Source organism: Bibersteinia trehalosi USDA-ARS-USMARC-188 (assembly GCF_000521725.1).
In the GTDB taxonomy this organism is placed as follows: domain Bacteria; phylum Pseudomonadota; class Gammaproteobacteria; order Enterobacterales; family Pasteurellaceae; genus Bibersteinia; species Bibersteinia trehalosi.
Window position 1 is genome coordinate 1,373,353 of record NZ_CP006954.1, and the last position, 23,647, is coordinate 1,396,999.

25 protein-coding genes, 1 tRNA gene and 1 other RNA gene are annotated in these 23,647 nt (G+C 40.1%); 6 read left to right on the forward strand and 21 right to left on the reverse strand.

Features of this window, described 5'->3' with window-relative positions; genetic code table 11:
* Positions 1 to 4: 4 nt before the first annotated feature.
* From F542_RS06250 to yacG, 5 genes are read left to right on the forward strand one after another with little or no spacing between them, the layout of a single operon-like run.
* A complete protein-coding gene (locus F542_RS06250) occupies positions 5 to 1,402 on the forward strand; it encodes a GspE/PulE family protein (protein ID WP_015432350.1) in 1,398 nt (465 codons plus the stop codon).
* Complete coding sequence (locus F542_RS06255) at positions 1,395 to 2,591, forward strand: type II secretion system F family protein (protein WP_025267128.1); 1,197 nt, start codon at positions 1,395 to 1,397, stop codon at positions 2,589 to 2,591. Before F542_RS06250 ends, F542_RS06255 begins: the two co-directional genes overlap by 8 nt.
* Positions 2,588 to 3,253: a prepilin peptidase gene (locus tag F542_RS06260; protein WP_025267129.1), complete on the forward strand. Its 666-nt coding sequence runs from the start codon at positions 2,588 to 2,590 to the stop codon at positions 3,251 to 3,253. Before F542_RS06255 ends, F542_RS06260 begins: the two co-directional genes overlap by 4 nt.
* Positions 3,254 to 3,282: 29 nt before the next feature.
* Positions 3,283 to 3,900: a dephospho-CoA kinase gene (gene coaE, locus F542_RS06265; protein ID WP_042365646.1), complete on the forward strand. Its 618-nt coding sequence runs from the start codon at positions 3,283 to 3,285 to the stop codon at positions 3,898 to 3,900.
* A 2-nt stretch (positions 3,901 to 3,902) separates the two neighbouring features.
* Positions 3,903 to 4,109: a DNA gyrase inhibitor YacG gene (yacG, locus tag F542_RS06270; protein WP_015432346.1), complete on the forward strand. Its 207-nt coding sequence runs from the start codon at positions 3,903 to 3,905 to the stop codon at positions 4,107 to 4,109.
* 59 nt (positions 4,110 to 4,168) lie between these two features.
* Here yacG and F542_RS06275 read toward each other — a convergent pair whose 3' ends face one another.
* The 8 genes from F542_RS06275 to F542_RS06310 form a co-directional block, all read right to left on the reverse strand.
* Positions 4,169 to 4,723 (reverse strand): hypothetical protein, encoded by a 555-nt coding sequence (locus tag F542_RS06275; protein WP_025267130.1) that lies wholly within the window; start codon positions 4,721 to 4,723, stop codon positions 4,169 to 4,171.
* Positions 4,724 to 4,857: 134 nt separating this feature from the next.
* Positions 4,858 to 6,042: an FAD-dependent monooxygenase gene (locus F542_RS06280; protein WP_025267131.1), complete on the reverse strand. Its 1,185-nt coding sequence runs from the start codon at positions 6,040 to 6,042 to the stop codon at positions 4,858 to 4,860.
* A gap of 1 nt (position 6,043) precedes the next feature.
* Positions 6,044 to 6,907: an RNase adapter RapZ gene (gene rapZ / locus F542_RS06285; RefSeq protein WP_025267132.1), complete on the reverse strand. Its 864-nt coding sequence runs from the start codon at positions 6,905 to 6,907 to the stop codon at positions 6,044 to 6,046.
* A complete protein-coding gene (locus tag F542_RS06290) occupies positions 6,907 to 7,425 on the reverse strand; it encodes a PTS sugar transporter subunit IIA (RefSeq protein ID WP_015432342.1) in 519 nt (172 codons plus the stop codon). The genes rapZ and F542_RS06290 overlap by 1 nt, the downstream gene beginning before the upstream one ends.
* Before the next feature lie 54 nt (positions 7,426 to 7,479).
* Positions 7,480 to 8,205 (reverse strand): LPS export ABC transporter ATP-binding protein, encoded by a 726-nt coding sequence (gene lptB, locus F542_RS06295; protein ID WP_015432341.1) that lies wholly within the window; start codon positions 8,203 to 8,205, stop codon positions 7,480 to 7,482.
* 9 nt (positions 8,206 to 8,214) lie between these two features.
* Positions 8,215 to 8,727 (reverse strand): lipopolysaccharide transport periplasmic protein LptA, encoded by a 513-nt coding sequence (gene lptA, locus F542_RS06300; protein WP_015432340.1) that lies wholly within the window; start codon positions 8,725 to 8,727, stop codon positions 8,215 to 8,217.
* A gap of 13 nt (positions 8,728 to 8,740) precedes the next feature.
* Complete coding sequence (gene lptC / locus F542_RS06305; protein ID WP_015432339.1) at positions 8,741 to 9,346, reverse strand: LPS export ABC transporter periplasmic protein LptC; 606 nt, start codon at positions 9,344 to 9,346, stop codon at positions 8,741 to 8,743.
* A 77-nt stretch (positions 9,347 to 9,423) separates the two neighbouring features.
* Positions 9,424 to 10,035 (reverse strand): SanA/YdcF family protein, encoded by a 612-nt coding sequence (locus F542_RS06310; protein ID WP_025289231.1) that lies wholly within the window; start codon positions 10,033 to 10,035, stop codon positions 9,424 to 9,426.
* Positions 10,036 to 10,336: 301 nt separating this feature from the next.
* On the opposite strand from F542_RS06310, the gene metX reads away from it, so the two are divergent.
* Positions 10,337 to 11,425, forward strand: a complete 1,089-nt coding sequence (gene metX / locus F542_RS06315) for a homoserine O-acetyltransferase MetX (RefSeq protein ID WP_015432337.1) — start codon at positions 10,337 to 10,339, stop codon at positions 11,423 to 11,425.
* Between the two features lie 17 nt (positions 11,426 to 11,442).
* Here metX and recO read toward each other — a convergent pair whose 3' ends face one another.
* From recO to modB, 13 genes are all read right to left on the reverse strand, one after another.
* Positions 11,443 to 12,165: a DNA repair protein RecO gene (recO, locus tag F542_RS06320; protein WP_015432336.1), complete on the reverse strand. Its 723-nt coding sequence runs from the start codon at positions 12,163 to 12,165 to the stop codon at positions 11,443 to 11,445.
* 51 nt (positions 12,166 to 12,216) lie between these two features.
* On the reverse strand, positions 12,217 to 13,116 hold the full coding sequence (gene era / locus F542_RS06325; protein ID WP_015432335.1) for a GTPase Era: 900 nt from the start codon (positions 13,114 to 13,116) through the stop codon (positions 12,217 to 12,219).
* A 196-nt stretch (positions 13,117 to 13,312) separates the two neighbouring features.
* Positions 13,313 to 13,984, reverse strand: coding sequence for a ribonuclease III (rnc, locus tag F542_RS06330; RefSeq protein WP_015432334.1), 672 nt, complete (start codon positions 13,982 to 13,984; stop codon positions 13,313 to 13,315).
* 48 nt (positions 13,985 to 14,032) lie between these two features.
* On the reverse strand, positions 14,033 to 14,995 hold the full coding sequence (gene lepB / locus F542_RS06335) for a signal peptidase I (protein WP_025267134.1): 963 nt from the start codon (positions 14,993 to 14,995) through the stop codon (positions 14,033 to 14,035).
* 140 nt (positions 14,996 to 15,135) lie between these two features.
* A complete protein-coding gene (gene lepA / locus F542_RS06340; RefSeq protein ID WP_015432332.1) occupies positions 15,136 to 16,929 on the reverse strand; it encodes a translation elongation factor 4 in 1,794 nt (597 codons plus the stop codon).
* Between the two features lie 172 nt (positions 16,930 to 17,101).
* Complete coding sequence (locus F542_RS06345) at positions 17,102 to 18,550, reverse strand: alanine/glycine:cation symporter family protein (RefSeq protein ID WP_015432331.1); 1,449 nt, start codon at positions 18,548 to 18,550, stop codon at positions 17,102 to 17,104.
* A 187-nt stretch (positions 18,551 to 18,737) separates the two neighbouring features.
* Positions 18,738 to 19,730 carry a nickel/cobalt transporter gene (locus F542_RS06350; protein WP_015432330.1) on the reverse strand — a complete coding sequence of 331 codons (993 nt, stop codon included), beginning with the start codon at positions 19,728 to 19,730 and terminating at the stop codon, positions 18,738 to 18,740.
* Complete coding sequence (locus tag F542_RS06355; protein ID WP_081601335.1) at positions 19,727 to 20,362, reverse strand: DUF1007 family protein; 636 nt, start codon at positions 20,360 to 20,362, stop codon at positions 19,727 to 19,729. Before F542_RS06355 ends, F542_RS06350 begins: the two co-directional genes overlap by 4 nt.
* 54 nt (positions 20,363 to 20,416) lie before the next feature.
* Positions 20,417 to 20,806: RNase P RNA component class A (gene rnpB / locus F542_RS10830), an RNA gene on the reverse strand.
* A 99-nt stretch (positions 20,807 to 20,905) separates the two neighbouring features.
* Entirely contained in the window at positions 20,906 to 21,589 is a 684-nt protein-coding gene (locus F542_RS06360; protein ID WP_015432328.1) for a 2,3-diphosphoglycerate-dependent phosphoglycerate mutase, read from the reverse strand.
* 137 nt (positions 21,590 to 21,726) lie between these two features.
* Positions 21,727 to 21,802 (reverse strand) — tRNA-Ile (locus tag F542_RS06365).
* A gap of 85 nt (positions 21,803 to 21,887) precedes the next feature.
* Positions 21,888 to 22,943 (reverse strand): molybdenum ABC transporter ATP-binding protein ModC, encoded by a 1,056-nt coding sequence (gene modC / locus F542_RS06370; RefSeq protein ID WP_015432327.1) that lies wholly within the window; start codon positions 22,941 to 22,943, stop codon positions 21,888 to 21,890.
* The gene (modB, locus tag F542_RS06375; protein WP_015432326.1) at positions 22,943 to 23,629 is read right to left on the reverse strand and encodes a molybdate ABC transporter permease subunit; all 687 of its coding nucleotides are present in this window, start codon (positions 23,627 to 23,629) and stop codon (positions 22,943 to 22,945) included. Before modB ends, modC begins: the two co-directional genes overlap by 1 nt.
* Positions 23,630 to 23,647 lie beyond the last annotated feature (18 nt).

Consider the following 23,647-nt stretch of genomic DNA (forward strand, 5'->3'; position numbering starts at 1 on the left):
ACCTATGTCTAAATACACCATCTGCGCACTCAACTCATCAACCCAGTTTGAAATCAGTGAACGACAATGGCAAAAAAACTGCGATGAAAAGCAACTACTACGCCGTTATCTTGCTATGCCTCTGCAGGAAAATGAGCAAAAAATCTGGCTGGCGCTTGATGATGAAAATAATCTAAATGCTTGTGAAATTTTTACTTTTCTCACGCATAAACAGGTTGAACCTGTATTAGTTGAAAGCGAGGAATTGAAATTTTTACTTAATCAGTTATCCCCTGAAAATGAGGTAGCAATAGACTTTGATGAATTTCAAACTCTACATATCGATGAGCAAACATTCTCTGACGGACTTGATTTTAATGATCCGATTATTCGCACTCTAGATAATCTATTTAAATTCTGTTTACAGAAAAATGCTTCTGATATTCACATTGAGCCCCATAAACAGCATTTAATGATTCGTCTGCGTATTGATGGTGTACTCCAACTTTATAAAACCTTACCCACCCATTTTTCAAGTCGTTTACTTTCTCGTCTGAAACTATTAGCCAAACTAGATATCAGTGAAAATCGTTTACCACAAGATGGACAGTTTAGCTTTACTACCGAACTGAATGAAATCTTAGATTTTCGTGTTTCTACCCTACCTGTGCAATATGGTGAAAAAATGGTTCTGCGCTTACAAAAAAATAAACCTACTCACTTGGATTTTCTCTCGCTCGGTTTTACCCAAGCGCAACAAGAGAAACTGCTCAATGCTTTAAAACAACCTCAAGGAATGATTCTAGTAACAGGTCCAACTGGGAGTGGAAAAAGTATTACGCTCTATAGTGCATTGAATTATTTAAACCAAAGCGATAAGCATATTCTTACTGCTGAAGATCCTATTGAAATTGAGATTGAAGGCTTAATTCAAACGCAAGTAAACCACGCTATTCAACTTGATTTTAGCCGGCTATTACGTACATTTCTCCGCCAAGATCCAGATATTATTATGCTGGGAGAAATTCGAGATGAAGAGAGCGCCGAAATTGCATTACGAGCAGCACAAACAGGCCATCTAGTGCTTTCTACTTTACATACAAATGATGCACCCTCAGCGATTGAACGCCTAAATCAACTCGGTATTAAAGACTATGAAATAAAAAATTCACTGTTATTAGTGATTGCTCAACGTTTGGTTCGCCTTATTTGCCCTAAATGCAAGGGCGAAGGTTGCCAAGAATGTTATCAAGGCTACAAAGGACGAATAGGCGTATTTCAACTTTTCTCTCGTGTTGCAGAACAGTTTGAAAAATCAACCGCTTGCTTAGACTATCCCACATTACAGGAAAGCGCAAAGCACAAATTAGCTGAAAATCTAACCGACTTGCATGAAATTGAACGGGTATTTGGCCATGTTTAACATTTATGAATTTCGTTGGCAAGCACGTGATCGTTTTGGGCAAAAACAATCTGGTAAACAGCTTGCTGAAAGCACGCAACAACTTGAGCAACGCTTGCAACAGCAGGGCTTCAGTCATATTCGCATTCAGCGGAATTTTGTTTTACCACAACAACCAAAATCAAGTGAAATTACACAATTCTTACAGCAATTTGCTCTGCTGACTAACGCAACTATTCCGCTAAAACTCAGCTTAACAATGCTGTTAGAAAACTGCCAAAACAGCAAAATATATTTGTGGCTAAGAGCTGTTATTCAGCAACTTGAAAATGGGTTCTCTCTTGCTCAATCCTTTGAAAATATGGGGAAATTTCTTACACAGCAAGAAATACAGCTCATTAAAATTGGCGAACAAAGTGGCGAGCTCAATAAGATTTTAAGCAATATCACACAAAATCGTCAACGTAGTGAACAACTCAATAAAAAACTCAAAAAAATTTTATTTTATCCCATCATGATCTTGTTCATTTCCATTAGCTTATCTGTACTTCTTCTATTATTTATCGTTCCTAAATTCGCAGAGCTTTATGATGCTAAAAACAGAGAGCTACCGTTAATGACAAAGATTCTCTTCTACTTGTCAGATTTTTTACAACACCACTTTATTGCACTACTCATTTCCATTATAAGTTTAAGCTTATTACTGTATTTTATTAGTAAAAAAACTCAAATTCTTACCCGCTTGAAAGCTCAGATTCTTTCTATTCTACCACTGTTTAAGCAAATCCATTTACAGGCTCGTTTAGTCTTTTTCTGCTACAATTGTGGATTAATGCTGCAAGCACACTTACGTCTTGACAGCGTACTTGATAGTTTTATCTCAGCCAAAAGCAACGATCCTATTTTATCCCCCGAACTTTCTAAAACATTAGCTCGCTTAAAGCAAGGCTATAGGCTCTCTGACTGCTTACCTGCCCATTTATTTCCAAATGAAGTATTACAAATGATAAAGGTAGGTGAACAAAGTGGGAAACTGGCCGAGATGTTATTACAAGTGAGTGAAATTTATCGCCAAAAATTAGAATATCAAATTGACTTACTTTCACAAATGCTAGAGCCGCTGTTAATGCTCGTGATAGGATTCATTGTCGGTACTATTTTAATCGGTTTATATCTACCTATTTTTGATATGGGAGCAATGATTGAATGATAATTCCCTTGAGTTTGCTTGCTGCATTCTGGTTTCAACGGGCGCTACACAGGTTCTATCGTCATTTAAATTACCAGATCTATAGCGATTTAAGTCAGCTATACCCACTGACTCTTAGCTTTGATAAATTTTTACAGCAGTCAAAAATTCAGCCGCTGCACCACTCAGCGGGGCACCTATTTTTCTTGCTCTGCCCTATTGCTTCACTCTGCTTATTCCACGCCCCAATACCATTACAGATCATTACACTATTATTGATCTATCTTGCTTTGCTTGACTATCATTATTCCCTCACTGATAGCCGCTATATCGGGTTAATTTTTTGGCTTGCATTCATTTATTTGCTCTTTTATACCCCTGAAAATTTACAGGAAAGCATACTCAATTTATTGATTACCTCTGCCTTTTTTATTGGATTTGCTGTGGTTACTCAGCTCATCTACCAAAAAGAAATGTTTGGCTTTGGCGATGTCATGTTATTGATTGCGATCGCACCATTGTTTAATTTTGAGCAAATGATTACGCTCATTTTAGGCGCATCTGTCGCAGGTTTAGGTTTTGCACTTGCCTATTTTTGCAAATTTAAATGCAAAATCGACCGCTTGCCCTTTATTCCATTTATCAGCCTTTCGACATTTTTCCTCTTTATTGTTAAACTCTAGAGTCTGTTGATAAGAAAACGGAACGTGCCATGACATACATTGTAGGTTTAACCGGTGGTATCGGCAGTGGTAAATCAACCATTGCTGACTATTTTGCCCAATTAGGCGTACCAATTATTGATGCAGATATTGTCGCGCGAGAAGTCGTAGAAAAAGGCTCGCCTCTTTTAACACAAATTGTCGAACATTTTGGCTCTCAGATCCTAACCACGCAGGGGGAGCTCGATCGCACAAAGTTACGACAAATTGTATTTCATAATGAAACTGAGAAACAATGGCTCAATAATCTGCTCCACCCCGCAATTCGCACTGAAATGCTACATCAGCTAGCACAGGTTCATTTCCCTTATGCAATTTGGGTTGTACCACTATTAATAGAAAATAATTTAACCGCGTACTGTGATCGTATTTTAGTGATCGATGTTCAGCCTGATATTCAACTAAAACGAGCGGTACAACGCGATAATAACCGCACCGAAACAATCAAAAATATCATTAAAGCACAAGTCAGCCGAGAAGAGCGTCTTGAACATGCCCATGATATTATTGAAAATAATCTGCCGATTGCGGATAACGCTAAAAAGCTGAAAGAACAAGTGAATGCACTGCACCAATATTATTTAGCGAAAGCTCAACATAAGGAATAACAATGAAAGTAAACTGCCCGACTTGTAAAGCCGAAGTAATTTGGTCTGAAGAGAGTAAATACCGTCCATTTTGCAGCGATCGCTGTCGTTTAATTGATTTAGGCGAATGGGCAAGCGAAAGCCGCAGTATCGCTGGTAGCTCTGATGATTTAATGACGGAAGATTTAGAATTCCAAATAAAATTGAAAGAGATGGAAAATCACAATTAAGCTGAAGAGCAGATAAAACAAATAAAGCCAAGAGAAAATCTTGGCTTTATATTTATTGCTTATTTTGCATCCGCAGCCGGTGCTGTTGGCATCAAACGTTGTTGTAACTGTAATTGAAGCTGTTGTAATTCTTGACCAGCTTTAATCAACACTTGGCTTTTTTCTTGAATCACCTGTTGTGCTTCAGCAGTTGGATTTGCCATCACTTTTACCGATTCAGTAATTAAATCATTAGATAGCGTTAAAGTTTCTTTCGTTTTTGCTTTGAATTGAGAAACTGCTTCACTTTTCACTTCTACAGCATCTAAGCTACTTAATACTTCTGCTACTTTAGTGGTAAATACTTTTAATGACTCTTCAATTTTGGCTTTGTCGCCTGTTGCAATAGTTTCTTGTAACGCGGCTTGCGACTCTGCTAAAGCGGCCTCTTGTGCTTGATTCCATTCCACGATTTTTTGAAAATCAGCAACTTCTTGTTGATCAACTGCTTGAGTAACTTGAGCTTGCGCTGCTTCAGCTTTTGGTGCTTCCGCAGTTTTTTCAGCTGGTTTATCACAAGCGGTTAAGAAAAGAGCAAATAATGCAGCTGCACTAATTTTGGTAAATTTGTTCATTTGAACAGTCCTTTATGAAGATAAATAAAAATAAGCCTTATTTTATCGCATAAGGCTCGCTAATTACTTCGCCTAAGACAGAGATTTAGACAATTTGTTCAACCTCTATACTTAAACGAGCAAAAAACACTCGGTTAAACACCAATAGCTTGTTCAATCAAGAATTTTTTCAACAAACTATTCTGATTTGTTGCAGACATGCCTATGCCTCGAACCAATTTTTTTAATGGATTATCACCACTGAATAACTGTTTAATTCCTTCCATTGCGGTAAGTAATTTTACTGCCTCAACCTTTCGCATTCGTTCAAATTGGCGTAAATGGCGATATTCACCGATATCATGACTAAGCTGCAAATGCACTTGAATTTCTTTCGCTAATAACATTGCATCCGCAAAACCCAAATTTACCCCTAAACCAGCCAATGGGTGAATAGTGTGTGCGGCATCGCCAACTAAAGCCACTCGAGAACGTGCAAAATCCCGCGCATAACGCGCTACAAGCGGATAAATTGCACGAGAACTTTGCAAAGAACAAAGTCCAAGACGATTATCAAAAGCAATACTTAACGCTTGATTAAATTGCATTTCATCACATTCTACAAGCTGTTTCGCTTTATTTGGTGGTAATGACCAAACAATAGAGCAGAGATTTTGATCGGGTAGTGGTAAAAAAGCCAAAATACTGTCTGGTGCAAAAATTTGTCGTGCTGTTTTTTCGTGTCTTTCAGCCGTTTGTACATTACATACCAAAGCAGAATGCTGATAATCGCGGCTGACTAGCGGAATTTTAGCTTGCTGGCGCACCCAAGAAGTTGCCCCATCCGCGCCAATCACTAATTTGGTCGATAACATTTCGCCATTTTCTAAAGTAAGAAAAGCGCCATTTTCACTAATCCCTAATGTTTTAGGTTGAGTTAAAATGATCTCAACATTGGCTTGCTGACTCACTTTTTGCCATAAAGCTGCTTGAATTTGATTATTCTCAATAATAAAACCGAGCTGATCCAACCCTAGCTGGCGAATTACGGGATCATGATTATCAAAACAGATTTTAGCAAAACTGTCCCTTTCCCATACCGACATTTTATCGTAAGCCGATAAACGCTCTTCAGGAATCAGTTGCCATGCGCCTATGACTTGTAACATTTGTTGGCTGGCACGATTAATGGCGCTCACACGGTTACTGATTTCTGCCTCATAAACCTGCGGTACATGCTGTTCAATAATCTTAATTTGGCAATCTGTTTTAGCCAGCAAACCTGCAACGGCAAGCCCGACCATTCCGCCACCAACAATCACAATATCTGCTGTTTTCATTTTAACTTTTCTTATTATGATGTTTCTCTAAACTGCGATGACGCACCTGTACTTTTTTATCGCGACTAGCAAAGTATTTGGCTATTTGCTCTGCAACAAAAACTGAACGATGTTTGCCACCAGTACAACCAATTGCAATCGTCAAATAACTACGATTATTTTTCTCTAAAGCAGGCAACCACATTTCTAAATAACTGCGAGTGTGGTAAATAAAATTATGCACCTCAGCATGTTGCTCAAGAAATGCGATAACAGGTTGATCAAGCCCTGTCATTGGACGTAATTCAACATCCCAATGTGGATTAGGTAAGAAACGCACATCAAATACATAATCCGCATCTGCCGGAACACCATATTTAAAGCCAAAAGATTCCACAATAATTTGGAGCACTTTTTCTGAAGAGCCTCGTAATAATTCACGCAGTTGTTCTGCCAGAGAGTGAGAAGAAAGATGTGTGGTATCAATAATATAATTTGCTTGTTGCACTAATGGTTCAAGCAAACGAGTTTCTAAATCAATCGCGCTTTCTAAAGATAAATCTTGACTAGAGAGAGGGTGTAAGCGACGAGAATCGCTATAGCGACGAATTAAGCTGTTTCGCTCACATTCTAAGAAGATAATTTTCGTTGAAATACACTGAGGTAAGCTATGTAAAATAGATTCAAACTCTCGTGCATTTTCTGGAAAATTACGAATATCTAAGCTAACCACTACCGATTTATCCGTTTTCATTGCATATTCGGTAAGCTGTGGTATTAACGGCAAAGGGATATTATCCACACAATAATATCCCACATCTTCTAATGCTCGTAAGGCAACTGATTTTCCAGATCCTGAACGGCCGCTAATAATAATGAGTTCCATCAGTTTTCACTCTCATTCTGTTGAATTTCACTACGATCTAAAATTTGCCAAATATCGTCCGCGCTTTCAGCCGCCCGTAGCTGTTTGAGCAATGCTTTATCACCGAGCAATTGCGCAATTTCTGGCAATTTATTTTTATATTCGCCACAACAATCTTCAGGAAAGAGTAACGCATAAATTAAATCAACATGTTTATTATCACTTGCCTCAAACTCTATCGGTTCTTCAAGTTTCAAAAAAACTGCCACAGGTTTTGGCAAACTCGCACAGCTATTTTCTGGTAGTTTTGCATGCGGTAAAGCAACCCCTTGATTGATCCCTGTTGAACCGAGCTTTTCCCGTTTAAATAGGTTCGTAAAGCAAGCCACTGGGCATAGATTTTGCCCTGTTTCACTATCTTGTTGCTGATTAAGATAATCCGCAACCACTTCACCCACTAGCTCTAACGCACGTTTTTTGCTGGAAACAGCCACGCCAAGCCGAATATTTTCCGGCGTTAAAAATTCCGTTAATTTCATTTGTATTAGAAGCAGTGCTTTTGCAAAAAAATTGCAAAAAATAACCGCTTGTTCTTAAAGTTTAAACTGATCGCCTAAATAAACGCGTTTTACATCAGCATTATCTAGTACCTGCTGTGGCGTACCACTCGCTATCATCTGCCCACTACCAACAATATAGGCACGCTCACACACATCTAGGGTTTCACGTACATTATGATCGGTAATCAAAACCCCTAATCCTCGTTCTTTTAGGTTCACAATAATCTTTTTAATATCGATCACAGAAATAGGATCAACCCCTGCAAAAGGCTCATCAAGCAGGATAAACTGAGGATTGGCCGCTAGTGCTCGTGCGATCTCAACGCGACGACGCTCACCGCCAGAAAGAGATTGCCCCAAGCTATCACGAATATGCTCAATATGAAATTCGCTAATCAGCTCGTCTGCCCGTGCCTTACGTTGCTGCTCATTCAGATCTTTACGGATTTGTAGCACCGCCATTAAGTTGTCATACACACTCAAACGACGAAAAATAGAGGCTTCTTGCGGTAAATAGCCGATACCTTGCTTAGCGCGATCATGCATTGGCAGGACACTAATATCTTGCTCATCAATACGAATTGTTCCGTGATCATGACGTACAAGCCCAACAACCATATAGAAAGAAGTTGTCTTCCCTGCCCCATTCGGACCAAGTAAACCGACAATTTCCCCCGCTTTGACATTAAAACTGACATCTTTAACCACTTGACGACCGCTATAACTTTTCGCCAAATGTTCTGCATAAAGCGTTGGCATACTTTCTACCTATTTTTTCTTACTTGTTTTACTATTCTGTAATTGTGTTGGATATAACACTGTTTTCACGCGTGTTTTCCCACTACTACTTGCTTTTAATTGCTGTTTTTTCACGTCATAAGTGATTTTTTCAGCTCGAATGGCACTGCTTTCTTGTCTTAACTCAGCATTACCACTCAGCACTAAAAATTCCGTCGCTAAATCATAATGCACTTTGTTACCTTTCCCACGTACCGGCTTACCATTATCCAAGGTTTGTTGGAATGTTACCGGAGAACCTGAAGCATCAATGACTTCTTTTTTGCCCTCTTGGCGTGTGATGGTTACTTTGGCGGCATTCACTTTAATTGAACCTTGTGTGATCACAACATTATCACTAAAAATAACGACATTGCTTTCCATATCAAGCGATTGACTACCAGACTCAATATTAATTGGCTGATCAGTATCCCCTTTCAACGCCAATGCAGCGCTACTCATGCCTAATAATGAGCAAAAGAGTACAGATTTCATTAATTTCATACTTTCATCTACCTTAATTTTTATGTTCAGTTCGCCCACTGTTATTTGGAATAACCGTTGGTTCAATATAGGTTTTAACATCTTGAAGTAAAGTTGCAGTCTGCTTTTTTAGGTTACCTGTCAAACCTTTCCCTGTTGAGCTAAAGCCCAATCCCGTTGATTTAACCACACTTTCTGAAAAAATATCTTGAGTCGTTAAATCAACCGTTACGGCATCAGTCTCTATTTGTTGTAAACGCGAACTTTTATCTAAGCTCTCTATTTTTACATTGCCACGCAAAAACAGCATTTTTTCTTTGGTAATTTCAGCACTATCTGCGCTAACCTTCCACTGTTTTAAGTGAGTCTCTTTACCAAAAAGCTCCAATAACGGTTTTAAAAACTCCGTACGTTCGTTACTTTCATAACGTTTGATTTCATCTGCGGATGCAAAGTACTGTGGTAAACCTTTATCATCATAAACCATGGTTTCCATTCGGTTACCAGTATATTCAGGTTCGCCATCTTTTTTAATTAACTGAGATAGCCCTGCTTGCTCATTTTCTTGATAAAGATAGTAAGCCCAACTCGCTAGCCCCAAGGTAATCAAAATTAAAAGTAAATTTAAACGTCTATTCATACTAGGGGATATCCCTAATTTGTAAGCTAAAAACAGCATGCGATCATAGCACAAATTATGCTGTGATTACGAAAATTCTAACTTTCCGCCGACTTTTTCGACGGCAATGCATTGATCTTAGAGGGTTCTAAGCTTGTTGGCTCAACACCGAACAATAAATAAAGCGCCATCCCTGCCCGCGCAAAAAATTCACGGATACGAACTTTATAATGTTCTGAAGGATATTCGGCAGCATAACAAATAGCATCAATGCCCTTTACTTTGGCAATAAATAATGCTCGTTCACAGTGGAATTGTTGCGAAATAATTGTAAAAGGTTCTAGCTCAAACACTTTAGCAGCACGAACGACAGAATCTAACGTGTTATACCCCGCATAATCTTGCTTAATATCTGCTTGCGGAATCCCCATTTTGACTAAATCCTGTGTCATCATTTTAGGCTCATTATAATATGGTGTCTTATTATCGCCACTCACTAACAAATAATGACTTTTTTGTGCTTCATATAAGTATTTTGCCGCTTGTAAGCGATATTTATAATAAAGATTGGGCGAACCGCTAAGATAAAATTTTGCCGTCCCGAGCACTACAGTATGCTCACGGTAAGGTAAATCTGTTAATTTCTTATATACCCTATCCCGCACTAAATAACTTGTTCCCACATCAATCACAATCAAGATGAGCAACATCAAGACAAGTAATAGCCCTGTTGCTTTGAGCACAAAGCTGACAAGGCTAGAACAAGATTGCTGCCTAGGATGGCATTGTGATATGTATTTCGAGTGCATAAATAAATCATAGATATAGAAAACTGGATAAGCATAACTAAGCTAAGTAAAATTGCAAGTAAAGAAATTTTAGCCGTTTATCATTCTAGACGTTTAGACTTCTAAAATTCCTTGACAAGCTACGCCATCACCGCTAAGTTACTCCGCATTATTTTAACAAGCGGTTATTTTCGCAGAAAATTTTGCAAACACAGGAACGGCAATGGCACAATCCCTGACACTTTTTCAAGACACCCCGTTGAAATTAGCTTTAGGCGGCGAGCTTTCACCTATTCAAGTAGCCTATCAGACTTACGGAACACTTAATCAGGATAAAAGTAATGTTGTACTACTCTGCCATGCATTAACAGGTGATGCCGAACCCTATTATGCACCACCTGCGGATAAAGGTTGGTGGCAGGATTTTATTGGCGCAGGTTTGGCATTCGACACCAATAAATACTTTTTTATTTGTTCAAATGTACTAGGTGGTTGTAAAGGTACTACAGGGCCCTCTTCTATTAATCCACAAACAGGCAAAGCTTATGGGAGTCAATTCCCAATTATTACAGTACAAGATATTGTTGCGGTACAAAAAGCGTTAATGGACAAACTTGGTATTCCTCATCTCCACGCAGTTGCCGGGGGATCTTTTGGCGGAATGCAAGCAACACAATGGGGCATCAGTTATCCGGAATTTGTCGATAATATTATCAACCTCTGCTCTTCTCTCACCCTCAGTGCAGAAGCTATTGGGTTTAACCATGTGATGCGTCAGGCTGTCATTAATGATCCCAATTTTAACCACGGTGATTATTATGATGGCACACCACCCAGCGATGGTTTAAAACTTGCCCGCATGCTCGGCATGCTCACCTATCGAACCAATGTTCAATTAGCCCGAGCTTTTGGTCGAGAAACAAAACAGCATGGTTTAATCTGGGGTGATCACTTCCAAGTGGAATCCTATTTAAGCTACCAAGGTGTAAAATTTTTAGATCGCTTTGATGCTAACTCCTACCTACGCTTATTAAGAGCCTTAGATTTATACGATCCTGCCTTAGGTTTTTCGAGTGAACAAGAAGCACTTTCTCGAATTAAAGCCCACTATACTTTAGTCGGAGTAACCAGTGATCAGCTCTTTAAACAGATTGATGTACAAAAAAGCTGCCAACGCTTAGAAAAGGCTGGTGTAGTTGTCGATTACTATGAATTCCATTCCGATTTCGGACATGATGCGTTCTTAGTGGATTACCCATTTTTTGAAGCTATGATTCGTAAAGGTCTAGGGAGCATTGAGGATTCAAACTAATTAGCACAGAGAAACGCCTAAGTTGCTTTTACTTTATTTGGCAAAATAGATTGAAAGAGCTCACGACTCTTTAAAGGTGTATTACCTAAAAAGCGTTTCAGCGCAATCCGTGTAAAGCGCTTAGCAGCTTGCTGCGTCTCTTTTTGAGAAAAATCCAGTTCGGAAAATGCCAATAATTCTTTCCCTAAAAAGGTGTGATTATTCTGTAAAAGCGAAGCGATAAAACCTTCATTTTCGTAGAATTGATAAGTCATTGTTGGCGAAATGGGGTCGCCCGTTGCAGCACAATTTGTAAAATTTAAGCCATAACCAACCGCTTGTAGCAGCTTAAATTCGAAGGTTCTTAAGGTAGGCTCAAGGCTGTCTGCATGACTTGCTAGATCAAGCATACATTTGAAATAGTCTTGGAAAAGTTCTGGATATGCTGTATGGTTTTCAAGAATACGAGATAAAAGCTCATTTACATAGAAACCACTATATAGTGCATGTGTATTCATTGGCAATGCTAAGGAAGCAGATTCTGCCTTGGTAAGGATCTTCAATTCCCCTTTACCTGTCCAGCGTAATAGCAAAGGCGTGAAAGGCTGTAGTACCGCCTTTAATGGCGAACGTGCTCGTCTAGCCCCTTTGGCTAACAACGTTATCCGCCCGTGCTCTTCAGTAAAAAAATCTACCAATAAGCTAGTTTCGCTATACTCTCGGCGATGTAATACGAAACCTCGCTGCCACTGTTCATGCATATGTATTCCTAGAAAAATAAACTTGTAAGCTAACTTACAAGTTTATTATCACTATTCATCAATATAACCCAAGCTTCTTAACGCCCGTTCATCATCAGCCCATCCCGCTTTGACTTTAACCCAAAGCTCTAAATGTACTTTGTTATCAAATAGACGTTCCATATCCGCACGGGCTTCAGTACCAATGGTTTTGATCTTCTGTCCTTTATTACCAATCACCATTTTTTTCTGCCCGTCACGTTCTACTAAAATCAAACCATTGATTTCATAAGTGCCACGTTCATTCACTTTGAATTGCTCAATTTCAACCGTTACTGAATATGGCAGTTCATCGCCCATAAAACGCATCAGTTTTTCACGGATAATTTCCGATGCCATAAAACGTTGTGAACGATCGGTAACGTATTCTTCAGGATAGTGGTGGATACCTTCACGTAAATTCTCACGCACTAACTTTTCCAAGATCTGCACATTATTCCCTTTTTGAGCCGAAATCGGCACAATATCTTGGAATGGGAATTTTTGGCTAAGCTCAGTGATGTGTGGCAACAATTCTTCTTTTTCTTTGATATTGTCCACTTTATTAATCGCCAACACGACAGGGGCTTTAGTAGAACGAAGTTTGTTTAATACCATTTCATCATCATCTGTCCATTTTGTGCCTTCAACCACGAAAATAACCATATCTACATCACCAATCGCGCTACTCGCAGCTCGGTTCATCAAACGGTTAATTGCACGTTTTTCTTCAATGTGTAGTCCGGGAGTATCCACATAAATTTCTTGGTATGCTCCTTCGGTTTTAATTCCTAAAATACGGTGGCGAGTAGTTTGTGCCTTACGGGAAGTGATGGAAATTTTCTGCCCTAAAATTTTATTGAGCAGGGTTGATTTGCCGACATTTGGTCTGCCGACAATGGCAATGAAGCCACAGTAGGTTTTGGTTGTCATTGTTGTTCTCTTTTTTATTCTGTTGAATTCTGTTATAAATATCTATATCGAGCGTTTTATTGTTACTTTCTTTACTCGCTACGCTCGCACTTCGTGCCATCGGCAAAGCCGATGTTCAAACGCAAAGCGTTTGTGGCGAAGCAAAGAAAAGTAACAAGGTAATATCGGAGTGAGATCTTAATTTTAGCGTTAAAACCTATTTTACCCCTAACTTCCCTATCACCTGCTCTGCCGCATTCTGTTCTGCTTTACGGCGGCTTGTCCCAACGCCCACAAATATCTCATCTAAATTCTGCACTTTACAGCTGACTTTAAACGTTTGATTGTGCGCCTCGCCTTTAATATCAATCACTTCATATTCTGGGAGTGGCATTTTTCTGCTCTGTAAAAACTCTTGCAGACGAGTTTTAGGATCTTTTTGCGCTTCGCCGGGTTGCATTTGAGCCAGCAGAGCCTTATACCATTCAATGGTTCGCTCCATCGCTTTATCCATGCCGCTATCAAGGAAAATCGCCGCAATGATCGCTTCAACGCAGTCAGAAAGAATCGATTCTCGGCGGTGTCCTCCGCTTTTCATTTCACCTGCACCTAATTTGAGATACTCGCCCAAATCAAATTGACGAGCAATGACAGCAAGCGTCTGCTCCTTCACTAATGCAGCTCGCATCCGGCTTAATTCCCCCTCATTCGATTTAGGAAATTTTTCAAATAAGGCTTTACCGATCGTAAAATTCAAAATGGAATCGCCTAGGAACTCTAAACGCTCATTATTTTTCGCAGCGGCACTACGGTGAGTTAAGGCTTGTTTTAGGTAATCCACATTGGCGAATTGATAGCCAATTTTTTTCTGTAATCGTTCTAATTGCATAAGTGTTATGTAAGGATTGGGGCGAATAATTATCCGCCCCTGTATTTATTATTTAATCATGGTAAACATTCTATTAAAGCGTAATCCCGTTGGGAATTCATTGGCTTTTTTATCTAAGCTTAACCAAATAAAAGTGGCTTTACCGACCATATTTTTCTCAGGAACAAAGCCCCAGAAACGGCTATCTTCACTATTATCACGGTTATCTCCCATCATAAAGTAATGCCCTTCAGGTACCACCCATTCACCTGCGTTCTGCCCTTCTTGTTTAAAGAAATAAGGCGCATAGTTGAATGCTTGTGGATTATTTAAAATCTGATGCGTTACGCTGCCTTGTTCAGTACGCTCTATTTGCATATCGCCATGATAGAAAAACTCAGGATTTGCTTTACCTTCACTATACTGGAAAGTAAGCACTTCGCCCGTATCACCTCGTGTCACTGTCAGTTCTTGGCTACGGAAATCATATTTCACCTTATCGCCACTTACACCTACAACTCTTTTAATGTAATCAATATGTGGTTGTTTTGGTGCTTTAAATACTGCCACATCACCGCGTTGCGGTTTGTCTATCGGAATAATGGTATTTTGAAAAATCGGATCTTTAATCCCATACGCATATTTTTCCACCACTAAAAAATCGCCCACACGCAAAGTTGGCTCCATTGAACCGCTTGGGATTTGAAATGGCTCAAAAATAAAAGAGCGAATAATCGTGATAATAAATAACACACCAAAAAGTGAAGCAAAAAATTCGCCGAGGGCTGAACGAGGTTGAATTTGAGCAATTTCTTCATCGTTTAACGCTCTGCCTAATTTTTTCTCCTCTCGGACAATTTTAGCTTTACGGCGCGGATCTGCACTAAATTTATAGAATGCCCAGAAACTACCACAAATAACGACTAAACCAACTAGAATAATCGAAATCGTATTTGGTAACTGCATGTCATCTAATACTTTCCAAATACCATAAAGCCCTGCAATAAAAATAATGGTTAAAAGATTGCCCATTTTTTCTCCTGAAATCATTGTAGGGGCGAATGACATTCACCCTATTCGTATTTAAATCTTGGGCGAATATAATTCGCCTCTACAAGCGGTTAATTTGAACGAAAAATTTGCAAAAAATTCAATTATTTTGACCGCTTGCGTTAGTCTTTCCCAACGTGCAAAATCGCTAAGAATGCTTCTTGTGGTACTTCCACGTTACCGAGCGATTTCATTCGTTTTTTACCTTCTTTCTGTTTCTGTAACAGTTTTTTCTTACGGCTTACGTCCCCACCATAACATTTCGCTAACACGTTTTTGCGAAGTTGTTTTACGGTTGAACGGGCAATGATTTGGTTGCCGATTGCCGCTTGGATTGCGATGTCAAATTGTTGGCGTGGAATTAGCTCTTTCATTTTTTCCACTAATTCACGACCACGATACATCGCATTCGCTCGGTGTACAATTAACGCAAGGGCATCTACACGATCACCGTTAATCATAATATCCACACGCACCATATCATCTGCTTGGAAACGTTTGAAACCGTAATCTAATGACGCATAACCTCGAGAGGTGGATTTCAAACGGTCAAAGAAGTCTAATACAACTTCACCCATTGGGATTTCGTAGGTTAAAGCCACTTGATTGCCGTGATACACCATATTGGTTTGCACCCCACGTTTTTCCACACAAAGGGTAATTACATTGCCCAAATACTCTTGTGGCACCAGCATATTACATTCTGCAATCGGTTCACGAATTTCCGCAATGTTACTGATTGGCGGTAATTTTGACGGGCTATCCACATAAACGATCTCGCCATTAGTTTGCACTACTTCGTAAATTACGGTTGGAGCGGTGGTAATTAAATCCAAGTCATATTCACGCTCTAAACGCTCTTGGATAATTTCCATGTGCAACAAACCTAAGAAGCCACAACGGAAACCAAAGCCGAGTGCGGTTGAGTTTTCTGGCTCATAGAAAAGTGAGGCATCGTTCAGGCTTAATTTACCTAAGGCATCACGGAAGGCTTCATAATCGTCCGATGAAATTGGGAATAATCCAGCGTAAACCTGTGGTTTAACCTTTTTAAAACCCGGTAACACTTCAGTCGCTGAATTGTGGTGATGGGTTAAGGTATCGCCCACTGGTGCACCTAAAATATCTTTAATCGCACAAACCACCCAACCTACTTCGCCTGTTTTCAGTTCAGTGGTATCCACTTGTTTCGGCGTGAAAATGCCAAGACGATCCACGTTGTAAGACTGCCCTGTGGACATCACTTTGATCTTATCGCCTTTTTTAATAACACCATTTTTCACACGCACAAGCGATACCACGCCTAAGTAGTTATCAAACCACGAGTCAATAATTAACGCTTGTAATGGTGCCTCAGGATCGCCTTCTGGTGCAGGAATTTTATGCACAATGTCTTCTAATACATCTTCAATCCCCACGCCTGTTTTTGCTGAACAACGCACCGCATCAATCGCATCAATCCCAACAATATCTTCAATCTCTTCGGCAACACGCTCAGGTTCTGCCGCTGGCAAGTCAATTTTGTTTAAAATTGGCACAACCTCTAAATCCATCTCAATAGCGGTATAGCAGTTGGCGAGTGTTTGAGCTTCTACGCCTTGCCCTGCGTCCACTACCAATAATGCTCCTTCACAAGCTGCCAAAGAACGGGAAACTTCGTAAGAGAAGTCCACGTGTCCCGGTGTGTCAATGAAATTAAGTTGATAGGTTTCACCATCTTTGGCTTTATAGTTAAGTGTTACACTTTGCGCTTTGATCGTAATCCCACGCTCTTTTTCCAAATCCATTGAATCTAGCACCTGCTCTTGCATTTCACGGTCGGATAAACCGCCACAGGTTTGAATTAAACGGTCAGAAAGGGTGGATTTGCCGTGGTCAATGTGGGCAATAATCGAAAAGTTACGAATGTTCTTCATGTTCATCGGGCAGAAATTGTCCTGTTTCAGTCGTTGTCGTTGTAAGAAAAAATAATCGGCGGATTTTACCTGAAATTGAGCCAAAAAGAAAAAGAAAGCGGTCTGTTTTCCGTAGAATTTTGCAAAAAATTCAAGAAAACAGACCGCTTACTCGCTATTTATCCGTTAGTGCTTAATCTCTACTTTTCCAAATTTCAGGATCAACACCACGTTTGATTAACTCTGGATGTACCGTCACATCAAATACAGGCTGTTCAACACCAGCTCGAACTTGTTTCATATAATCTTTTAAGATGACCCAAACAATTGGCGCAAGAATAATAATTGCCACCAAATTAATCATCGCCATCGATGCCATTACTGTATCCGCAAAATCCCACACAATACCGCCACTACGCACAGCACCGAAATATACAAAGAAAAGTACAACTAATCGGAATGCTAACACAAAACCTGGTTTATTGCGGATATAGCGGATATTGGTCTCTGCATAAGCATAGTTACCGATAATAGAGCTATAGCAGAAAAGCAATAATACAAACGCTAAGAAATGTAAGCCAAACTCACCTAAGTGGAATTCTAATGCTTTTTGCGTTAATGATACACCACGTAAGCTTTCGCCACCGTAATCATTTGACATTAAAATAATAATCGCAGTACAAGTACAGACTACGATAGTATCTACAAATACCCCAAGCATTTGGATTAAACCTTGGCTTGCTGGGTGTTTTGCATCCGAGGCTGCTGCAGAGTTTGGCGCCGACCCCATACCGGCTTCATTTGAGAATAAGCCTCGTTTAACACCAAGTAGCATTGCTTTAGAGAAAATTGCCCCAAACATACCGCCAGCCATCGCTGAGAAATCAAATGCATCGCGTACAATTAAGCTTAAAATTTCAGGCACTCGACCAATGTTCATCCCTAAAATTATTACCGCAATAATAAGGTAGAAAGACGCCATCGTTGGTACAATTTTTGAAGCAACTTGGCCGATACGTTTTACCCCACCAAAAATAATTAATGCGGTTAAAGCAACGAGTACGATACCAACATAATTCGCATTCCATCCCCAAGCATTGCTTGATGCTTCAACAATAGAATTTGCCTGCACAGCATTGAATGCAAAGCCAAAAGTAAAAATAAGTGTAGTCGCAAATGCCACAGCTAACCAGTGCGCTTTCAAACCTTTAGTAATATAGTAAGCTGGACCACCACGGAACATACCATCGGGATCTCGAATTTTAAATGCTTGGGCAAGAGAAGATTCAGCAAAAGCACTGCTCATTCCAATTAATGCAGTAATCCACATCCAGAAGACAGCACCCGGCCCACCAAGCGCGATTGCTGTGGCAACCCCACCGATATTACCAACCCCAACACGACTGGCAAGTCCCGTTGCAAAGGCTTGGAAAGGCGTCAATGCGCTACCATCCGAAGAACGGCCAGACCACATTTCACGCAAACTACGTGGAAGCAAACGCAGTTGCACTAAGCCCGTAGTCACCGTAAAAAATAAGCCTACGCCTAAAAGCGTAATAACGGTAATATCCCAAAGTGGACCATCTAGGGTGTTTACAACCCAAGTGAGGATGCTTTCAAAGAATGTAACAATACTCTCCATAAAAATCCTTATTAAAAATTAAACGAAGGCTGCCATTGTAATGATTTTTTAACATTTGAGAAGTTTTTTTAATTGTCTTTATAAAAAAAAATAATTGGGCGATTCGTGTATAAAAGTCTGGTAACACTCTCTTTCAAACATTTTTGCCCAAAATATCCTTTCCAAGCTATGTCATAAGCAACCCATCTTAGCGCTTGAATAATATACTGCTACTGCTATCTAATAAACTGCTATGGAATAATACGACACCTAACAAAATCAAGATCAGAGCTGCCAATAGTTTTAGCCCTAAAGCAAGATACTCACTTTCTGCAAACGACAAATACCACTTCCCAGCTTGGATCGCACGATTTCGTGCAAATAAAACTAAGCAAGCAAATAAGCTTAGTGTGAGCCCAGTCCCTAGCGCCATCGCTAATGCCGATAATACTCCCCAAGCGTAAAGATCAAGTGTATATGCCAGAAATAGCACCAAAATTGCGCCAGAACAAGGGCGCAAGCCAATACTCAAAATTAGCATGAATAACGATTTCCAATCTCTCGCTTGCTCAATTTCAGTGTGAGAAGGCAAATGGCGATGCCCACAACTACAATGTGCGGCATCCTGATGGCGACAACCTGAAACTTGAGTAGCAAGCGGGCGATTCTGCCCAGAAATTTGCAAAATTTTCGTAATTTTTAAGCGCTTGTTGCGTTTATCTTTAAGCAGTTTTCGCCCAACTTGATAAAGCCAGTATCCTCCAAAAGCGATCATCAGCAAAAAGCTACCACGTTCTATCCATTTTAAAGTGAGGTTAAGATATTGACGCGACAGCGTAAATAGCACCACCACAACTGTCACTAATGAAATCGCAACAATGCCTTGTGCTAACGCTGATAACAAGGTAATTTTAATTGCTTGTGGGAGCTTAGTTTGTTCAAAAGAGAGGTAGCCCGTTAAAATAAATTTACCGTGCCCTGGTCCAACGGCATGGAACACGCCATAAAGAAAGCTCACAACAATCAGGCTAAAACCTGCCTGAGTACTATTTGCCTGCAAACTTTTTAATGAGGAGGAAAGCTCGGAGTTAAATAATCGTTGCCATTCTGTCACCTTAAATAAAATTACCGGATAGAAATACCAAATAGTGCCAATTATGCCAAATAAGACAACGCCCCCTAATTGTTGCTTTATCTTCATTTGCATACAATACTCACTTTTTGAGCAAATTGCGCTCCCAACGATAAACTCTCTGATGGCAAATCTGGCATATCCTCTTTATCTAACTGCGAAGCATATAAACGCAGATCTTGATTAACTTTTGGCTCTTCCATGCTTACTTTACATAGATGTTGCTCGCTTGCGGTTACGTCTTTTGCACTTTCATAGGCCATGGAAAGGTAATAACTCGGTTCAAAAGTATAAAAACGGAAAGATTGCCCTTTCACCATTGGGGGGTCAGATAATGCCAACGTGAAACGGTAAACAATGCGGTTATCTTTGATTTCCATTGAAGACTTTTGTGGCTTTGCCTTGAATTTAATCGGCTGATTTTCTGCATTATAGAGCTCACTGAAATAGTGATTTTCAACCGCAGAAATATCCATTTCACGCGTGATTTTCTGTATTGCTTCTGCCTGATTTGCCGCCGATTTAATCTCATAAATCAATTCAGCAGAGGTAATTTCATCTAGCCACCATGTCAATTCAAAACCTTCTAATTTATCTTGATTAATCAACACCTTATTCTGCATGTCAAGAAAAGAATGCGGGTGAGCAACTAGTGAGGTAGAACACAAAAGGCCAAACAGAGAAAGGAATAATTTCTTCATCGTCATCTCCTGCAAGATACAAAAAAGCGAACAGAATTCTGTTCGCTGAAGAATAAGGTGAGTTGGTCGATAAGCCGGGTTCTGTCGTGGACAATCATTCCTCTAGGCTTGCATTTACACACAAGCTCAAGCAACCTACCCGAACTCTCGGCGGGCCACCGATTGAGTTCCTATTTGGTCTTGCTACGAGTGGAGTTTACCTAGCTGCCAAATGTTACCACTGGCACGGTGCGCTCTTACCGCACCCTTTCACCCTTACCAGCCAAAGCTGGCGGTCTGCTCTCTGTTGCACTAGTCGTAGGCTCGCGCCCCCCGGACGTTATCCGGCACTCTGCCCTATGTAGCCCGGACTTTCCTCTCGTCTATTTGTCCCACTAGGTCGCAAACTGTTTCGCAACAGGCGGTTTAGGGCTTCAATAGACCAGCGATTGTCTGACCAACTCAGGCGGGCGAGTATAAAGAGATTTGCAGATTTTTGCAAATTTTTGACCGCTTGAAACAAAAAATGCCCGATACAATCAGGCATTTTTCACAGAAATCGATTTACAGATAGAATTTCTCAACAAAATTTAATTTGTCATCCAGTTTTAACACTAACGGCTGACCTGTCGGAATTTCAAAATCCATAATATCCGCATCAGAAATACCGATAATGTGTTTTGCTAAAGCACGAAGTGAGTTGCCGTGTGCTGTAATTAAAACACGTTTACCTGACAATAGTGCTGGTGCAATTTGATCTTCCCAGAATGGTAAAACACGCTCAAGAGTAATTTTTAGGTTTTCTGCATTTGGAATTAAATCTTTTGGTAAATGCGCATAACGGCGATCATTATGAGCAGAATTTGGATCTTGTGGGTCTAAATCTGGTGGAGAAATATCATAAGAACGACGCCAAATATGCACTTGCTCATCGCCATATTGTTCTGCCGTCGCTTTTTTATCTAGGCCTTGTAACGCACCATAGTGACGCTCATTTAAACGCCAGTTTTTCACTTGCGGAATCCAAAGTTGGTTAGATTCTTCTAACACAATGTTACAAGTTTTAATTGCACGAGTTAATACTGAAGTAAATGCGATATCAAACTCATAACCAGCTTCCAACAATTTTTTACCCGCAGCTTTTGCTTCTTCCACACCGCGCTCAGTTAAATTGACATCACGCCAGCCAGTGAACAAATTTTTAGCATTCCATTCACTAAAACCATGACGGATAAGCACTAATTCCATAAGTTTCTCCTATAAGATAAAAGTTGATTTGAAAACTCGCCATTTATAGCAAATTTTTTTACGTAAAGAAATAAATAGCACCAAAAAGTTTGATGGAATTTGATTAAGTTAAAACTAACAGGAAATTTCTACTTGATTGGTCCCCCCTGCCGGACTTGAACCAGCGACCAAGCGATTATGAGTCGCCTGCTCTAACCACTGAGCTAAGGGGGGATTGGGAAATGAAAACGTGCTGATTATACTAGAAATCCATAAAAAAGCGAGTTTTTAAGATTTATCCGCTGAAATTTAATGCAAATCAAAGAGATACTGCTTTAATCTGCAAATAAACTGCCTGATTTTCAGCTAATCCTAATTCATCAAACGCCCATTGGCTAATACTTGCCCAAATTTCATATTCACCAACTTGGATAGCAAGATCTAAGCGGTCTATTTCTGCGGAAATTTTGCAAATTTTGCCGTATAAGATGTTACGAATAGAGGTTTGTTCAGGCTTTGTGAGTGTAAGAGAAATATCTCGACTATTCAGTGTAACACGCAATTTCTCGCCAGTCTGGTAATGTTGTGTCGCATTTAGCCAAAGACACTGCTCACCTAAACCAAGCCCCACAAGCTGATAATGTGCATTCTTTGCCACAATCGGTAATTCAAGCAGGTTTACGCGTTGCTTTTCTGGTTGCCACGAACTAAACACATCACTGCGCCAAACTTGCTCCGTGCGATCAAAAGCCACCATTTTTCCCTGTTCCAATAACAGTAAATAATCGGCTAGCCTTACCACTTCATCAAGACTATGGCTAACATATAAAATCGGGATCGCCACTTGACGAGCCAATATGCTTAAGTAGTCTAGCAACTCTTTCTTGCGAGGAAGATCGAGTGCCGATAACGGTTCATCCATCAGCAAAATATCCGGCTCACTTAATAATGCCCGTCCAATTGCCACACGCTGTTTTTCCCCTCCCGACAAGCTATTTGGAAAACGATCGAGCAAATGAGTAATGCCAAGCAGCTGTACAATTTGCAAAAATTTTGCAGAATTCGCCCGCTTGCAACCATATTTGAGATTTTTCTCCACCGAATAATGCGGAAATAAGCGATGTTCTTGAAATACATAACCGACATTGCGTTTTTCAGGCGGCAAGTTTATATTTTGCTTGCAATCAAACAAGGCTTGTCCATTCAAATAGATGCACCCAGAATCTGGTTTCGACAACCCTGCTACCAAATTAATTAAACTGGACTTCCCTGCACCGGAACGTCCAAAAATAGCAGTAACACCTTTGGGAGGTATTTGTACATTAATCTCTAAGCGAAGATCGCTCAGTTGCTGCTTTACATTGATACTTAACATTATTGATACTTCTTCTGCCGACTTGCCAACATTTCTGAGATAAACAATGCACCGAGTGAAATAAGAATCGCCACCGCGCAGAGTCTTGCGGCTGCGAGTTCGCCATCAGGGGTTTCAATAAAGGTATAGAGTGCGGCTGGAATGGTCTGTGTTTCATTAGGAATGTTGGAAACAAAGGTAATAGTTGCGCCAAATTCACCCAAAGAGCGGGCAAAGCCTAATACAGCACCTGCGATAATGCCTGAAAAAGAGAGGGGTAACGTAAGTGTAAAAAAGACTTTGAGTGGATTTGCACCAAGTGTGCGAGCCGCCTGTTCTAATTTGGGATCAACTGCTTCAAAAGCTTGACGAATGGAACGCACCATCAAAGGAAATGCCATTACCATTGAAGCGAGTACTGCTCCACGCCACGAAAAGCTAAACGAGAAACTAAACCACTGCCAAAGATATTGCCCAATTACGCCCTTTTTCGCCATGGAAATCAGCAATAAATAACCAATCACCACAGGGGGAAGCACCAGCGGTAAATGCACAATGCCATTCAGCAGATTTTTGCCCCAAAAATTTTTACGAGCTAAAATCCAAGCGACAAAAATCGCAAGGGGTAACGCAAATAATATCGCAACACTGGCGATTTTTAGGCTTAAATAGATTGCATTAAGTTCTTGAAATGAAAAATTAAACATTTTAAGTAGGGACGAACC

Bases quoted from the DNA above. Each gene is read 5' to 3' on its own strand.
- lptB (WP_015432341.1), bottom strand. From the start codon at position 8,205: ATGCCAACGCTTTATGCAGAACATTTGGCGAAAAGTTATAGCGGTCGT.
- F542_RS06275 (WP_025267130.1), bottom strand. From the start codon at position 4,723: ATGAACAAATTTACCAAAATTAGTGCAGCTGCATTATTTGCTCTTTTC.
- era (WP_015432335.1), bottom strand. From the start codon at position 13,116: ATGACAACCAAAACCTACTGTGGCTTCATTGCCATTGTCGGCAGACCA.
- F542_RS06280 (WP_025267131.1), bottom strand. From the start codon at position 6,042: ATGAAAACAGCAGATATTGTGATTGTTGGTGGCGGAATGGTCGGGCTT.
- F542_RS06310 (WP_025289231.1), bottom strand. From the start codon at position 10,035: ATGTTGCTCATCTTGATTGTGATTGATGTGGGAACAAGTTATTTAGTG.
- rnc (WP_015432334.1), bottom strand. From the start codon at position 13,984: ATGCAATTAGAACGATTACAGAAAAAAATTGGCTATCAATTCGCCAAT.
- lepB (WP_025267134.1), bottom strand. From the start codon at position 14,995: ATGGGCAATCTTTTAACCATTATTTTTATTGCAGGGCTTTATGGTATT.
- F542_RS06350 (WP_015432330.1), bottom strand. From the start codon at position 19,730: ATGAAGATAAAGCAACAATTAGGGGGCGTTGTCTTATTTGGCATAATT.
- modB (WP_015432326.1), bottom strand. From the start codon at position 23,629: ATGTTTAATTTTTCATTTCAAGAACTTAATGCAATCTATTTAAGCCTA.
- F542_RS06355 (WP_081601335.1), bottom strand. From the start codon at position 20,362: ATGAAGAAATTATTCCTTTCTCTGTTTGGCCTTTTGTGTTCTACCTCA.
- F542_RS06345 (WP_015432331.1), bottom strand. From the start codon at position 18,550: ATGGAGAGTATTGTTACATTCTTTGAAAGCATCCTCACTTGGGTTGTA.
- modC (WP_015432327.1), bottom strand. From the start codon at position 22,943: ATGTTAAGTATCAATGTAAAGCAGCAACTGAGCGATCTTCGCTTAGAG.
- metX (WP_015432337.1), top strand. From the start codon at position 10,337: ATGGCACAATCCCTGACACTTTTTCAAGACACCCCGTTGAAATTAGCT.
- coaE (WP_042365646.1), top strand. From the start codon at position 3,283: ATGACATACATTGTAGGTTTAACCGGTGGTATCGGCAGTGGTAAATCA.
- lptA (WP_015432340.1), bottom strand. From the start codon at position 8,727: ATGAAATTAATGAAATCTGTACTCTTTTGCTCATTATTAGGCATGAGT.
- F542_RS06360 (WP_015432328.1), bottom strand. From the start codon at position 21,589: ATGGAATTAGTGCTTATCCGTCATGGTTTTAGTGAATGGAATGCTAAA.
- F542_RS06260 (WP_025267129.1), top strand. From the start codon at position 2,588: ATGATAATTCCCTTGAGTTTGCTTGCTGCATTCTGGTTTCAACGGGCG.
- rapZ (WP_025267132.1), bottom strand. From the start codon at position 6,907: ATGGAACTCATTATTATTAGCGGCCGTTCAGGATCTGGAAAATCAGTT.
- lepA (WP_015432332.1), bottom strand. From the start codon at position 16,929: ATGAAGAACATTCGTAACTTTTCGATTATTGCCCACATTGACCACGGC.
- F542_RS06255 (WP_025267128.1), top strand. From the start codon at position 1,395: ATGTTTAACATTTATGAATTTCGTTGGCAAGCACGTGATCGTTTTGGG.
- F542_RS06290 (WP_015432342.1), bottom strand. From the start codon at position 7,425: ATGAAATTAACGGAATTTTTAACGCCGGAAAATATTCGGCTTGGCGTG.
- yacG (WP_015432346.1), top strand. From the start codon at position 3,903: ATGAAAGTAAACTGCCCGACTTGTAAAGCCGAAGTAATTTGGTCTGAA.
- F542_RS06250 (WP_015432350.1), top strand. From the start codon at position 5: ATGTCTAAATACACCATCTGCGCACTCAACTCATCAACCCAGTTTGAA.
- lptC (WP_015432339.1), bottom strand. From the start codon at position 9,346: ATGAATAGACGTTTAAATTTACTTTTAATTTTGATTACCTTGGGGCTA.
- recO (WP_015432336.1), bottom strand. From the start codon at position 12,165: ATGCATGAACAGTGGCAGCGAGGTTTCGTATTACATCGCCGAGAGTAT.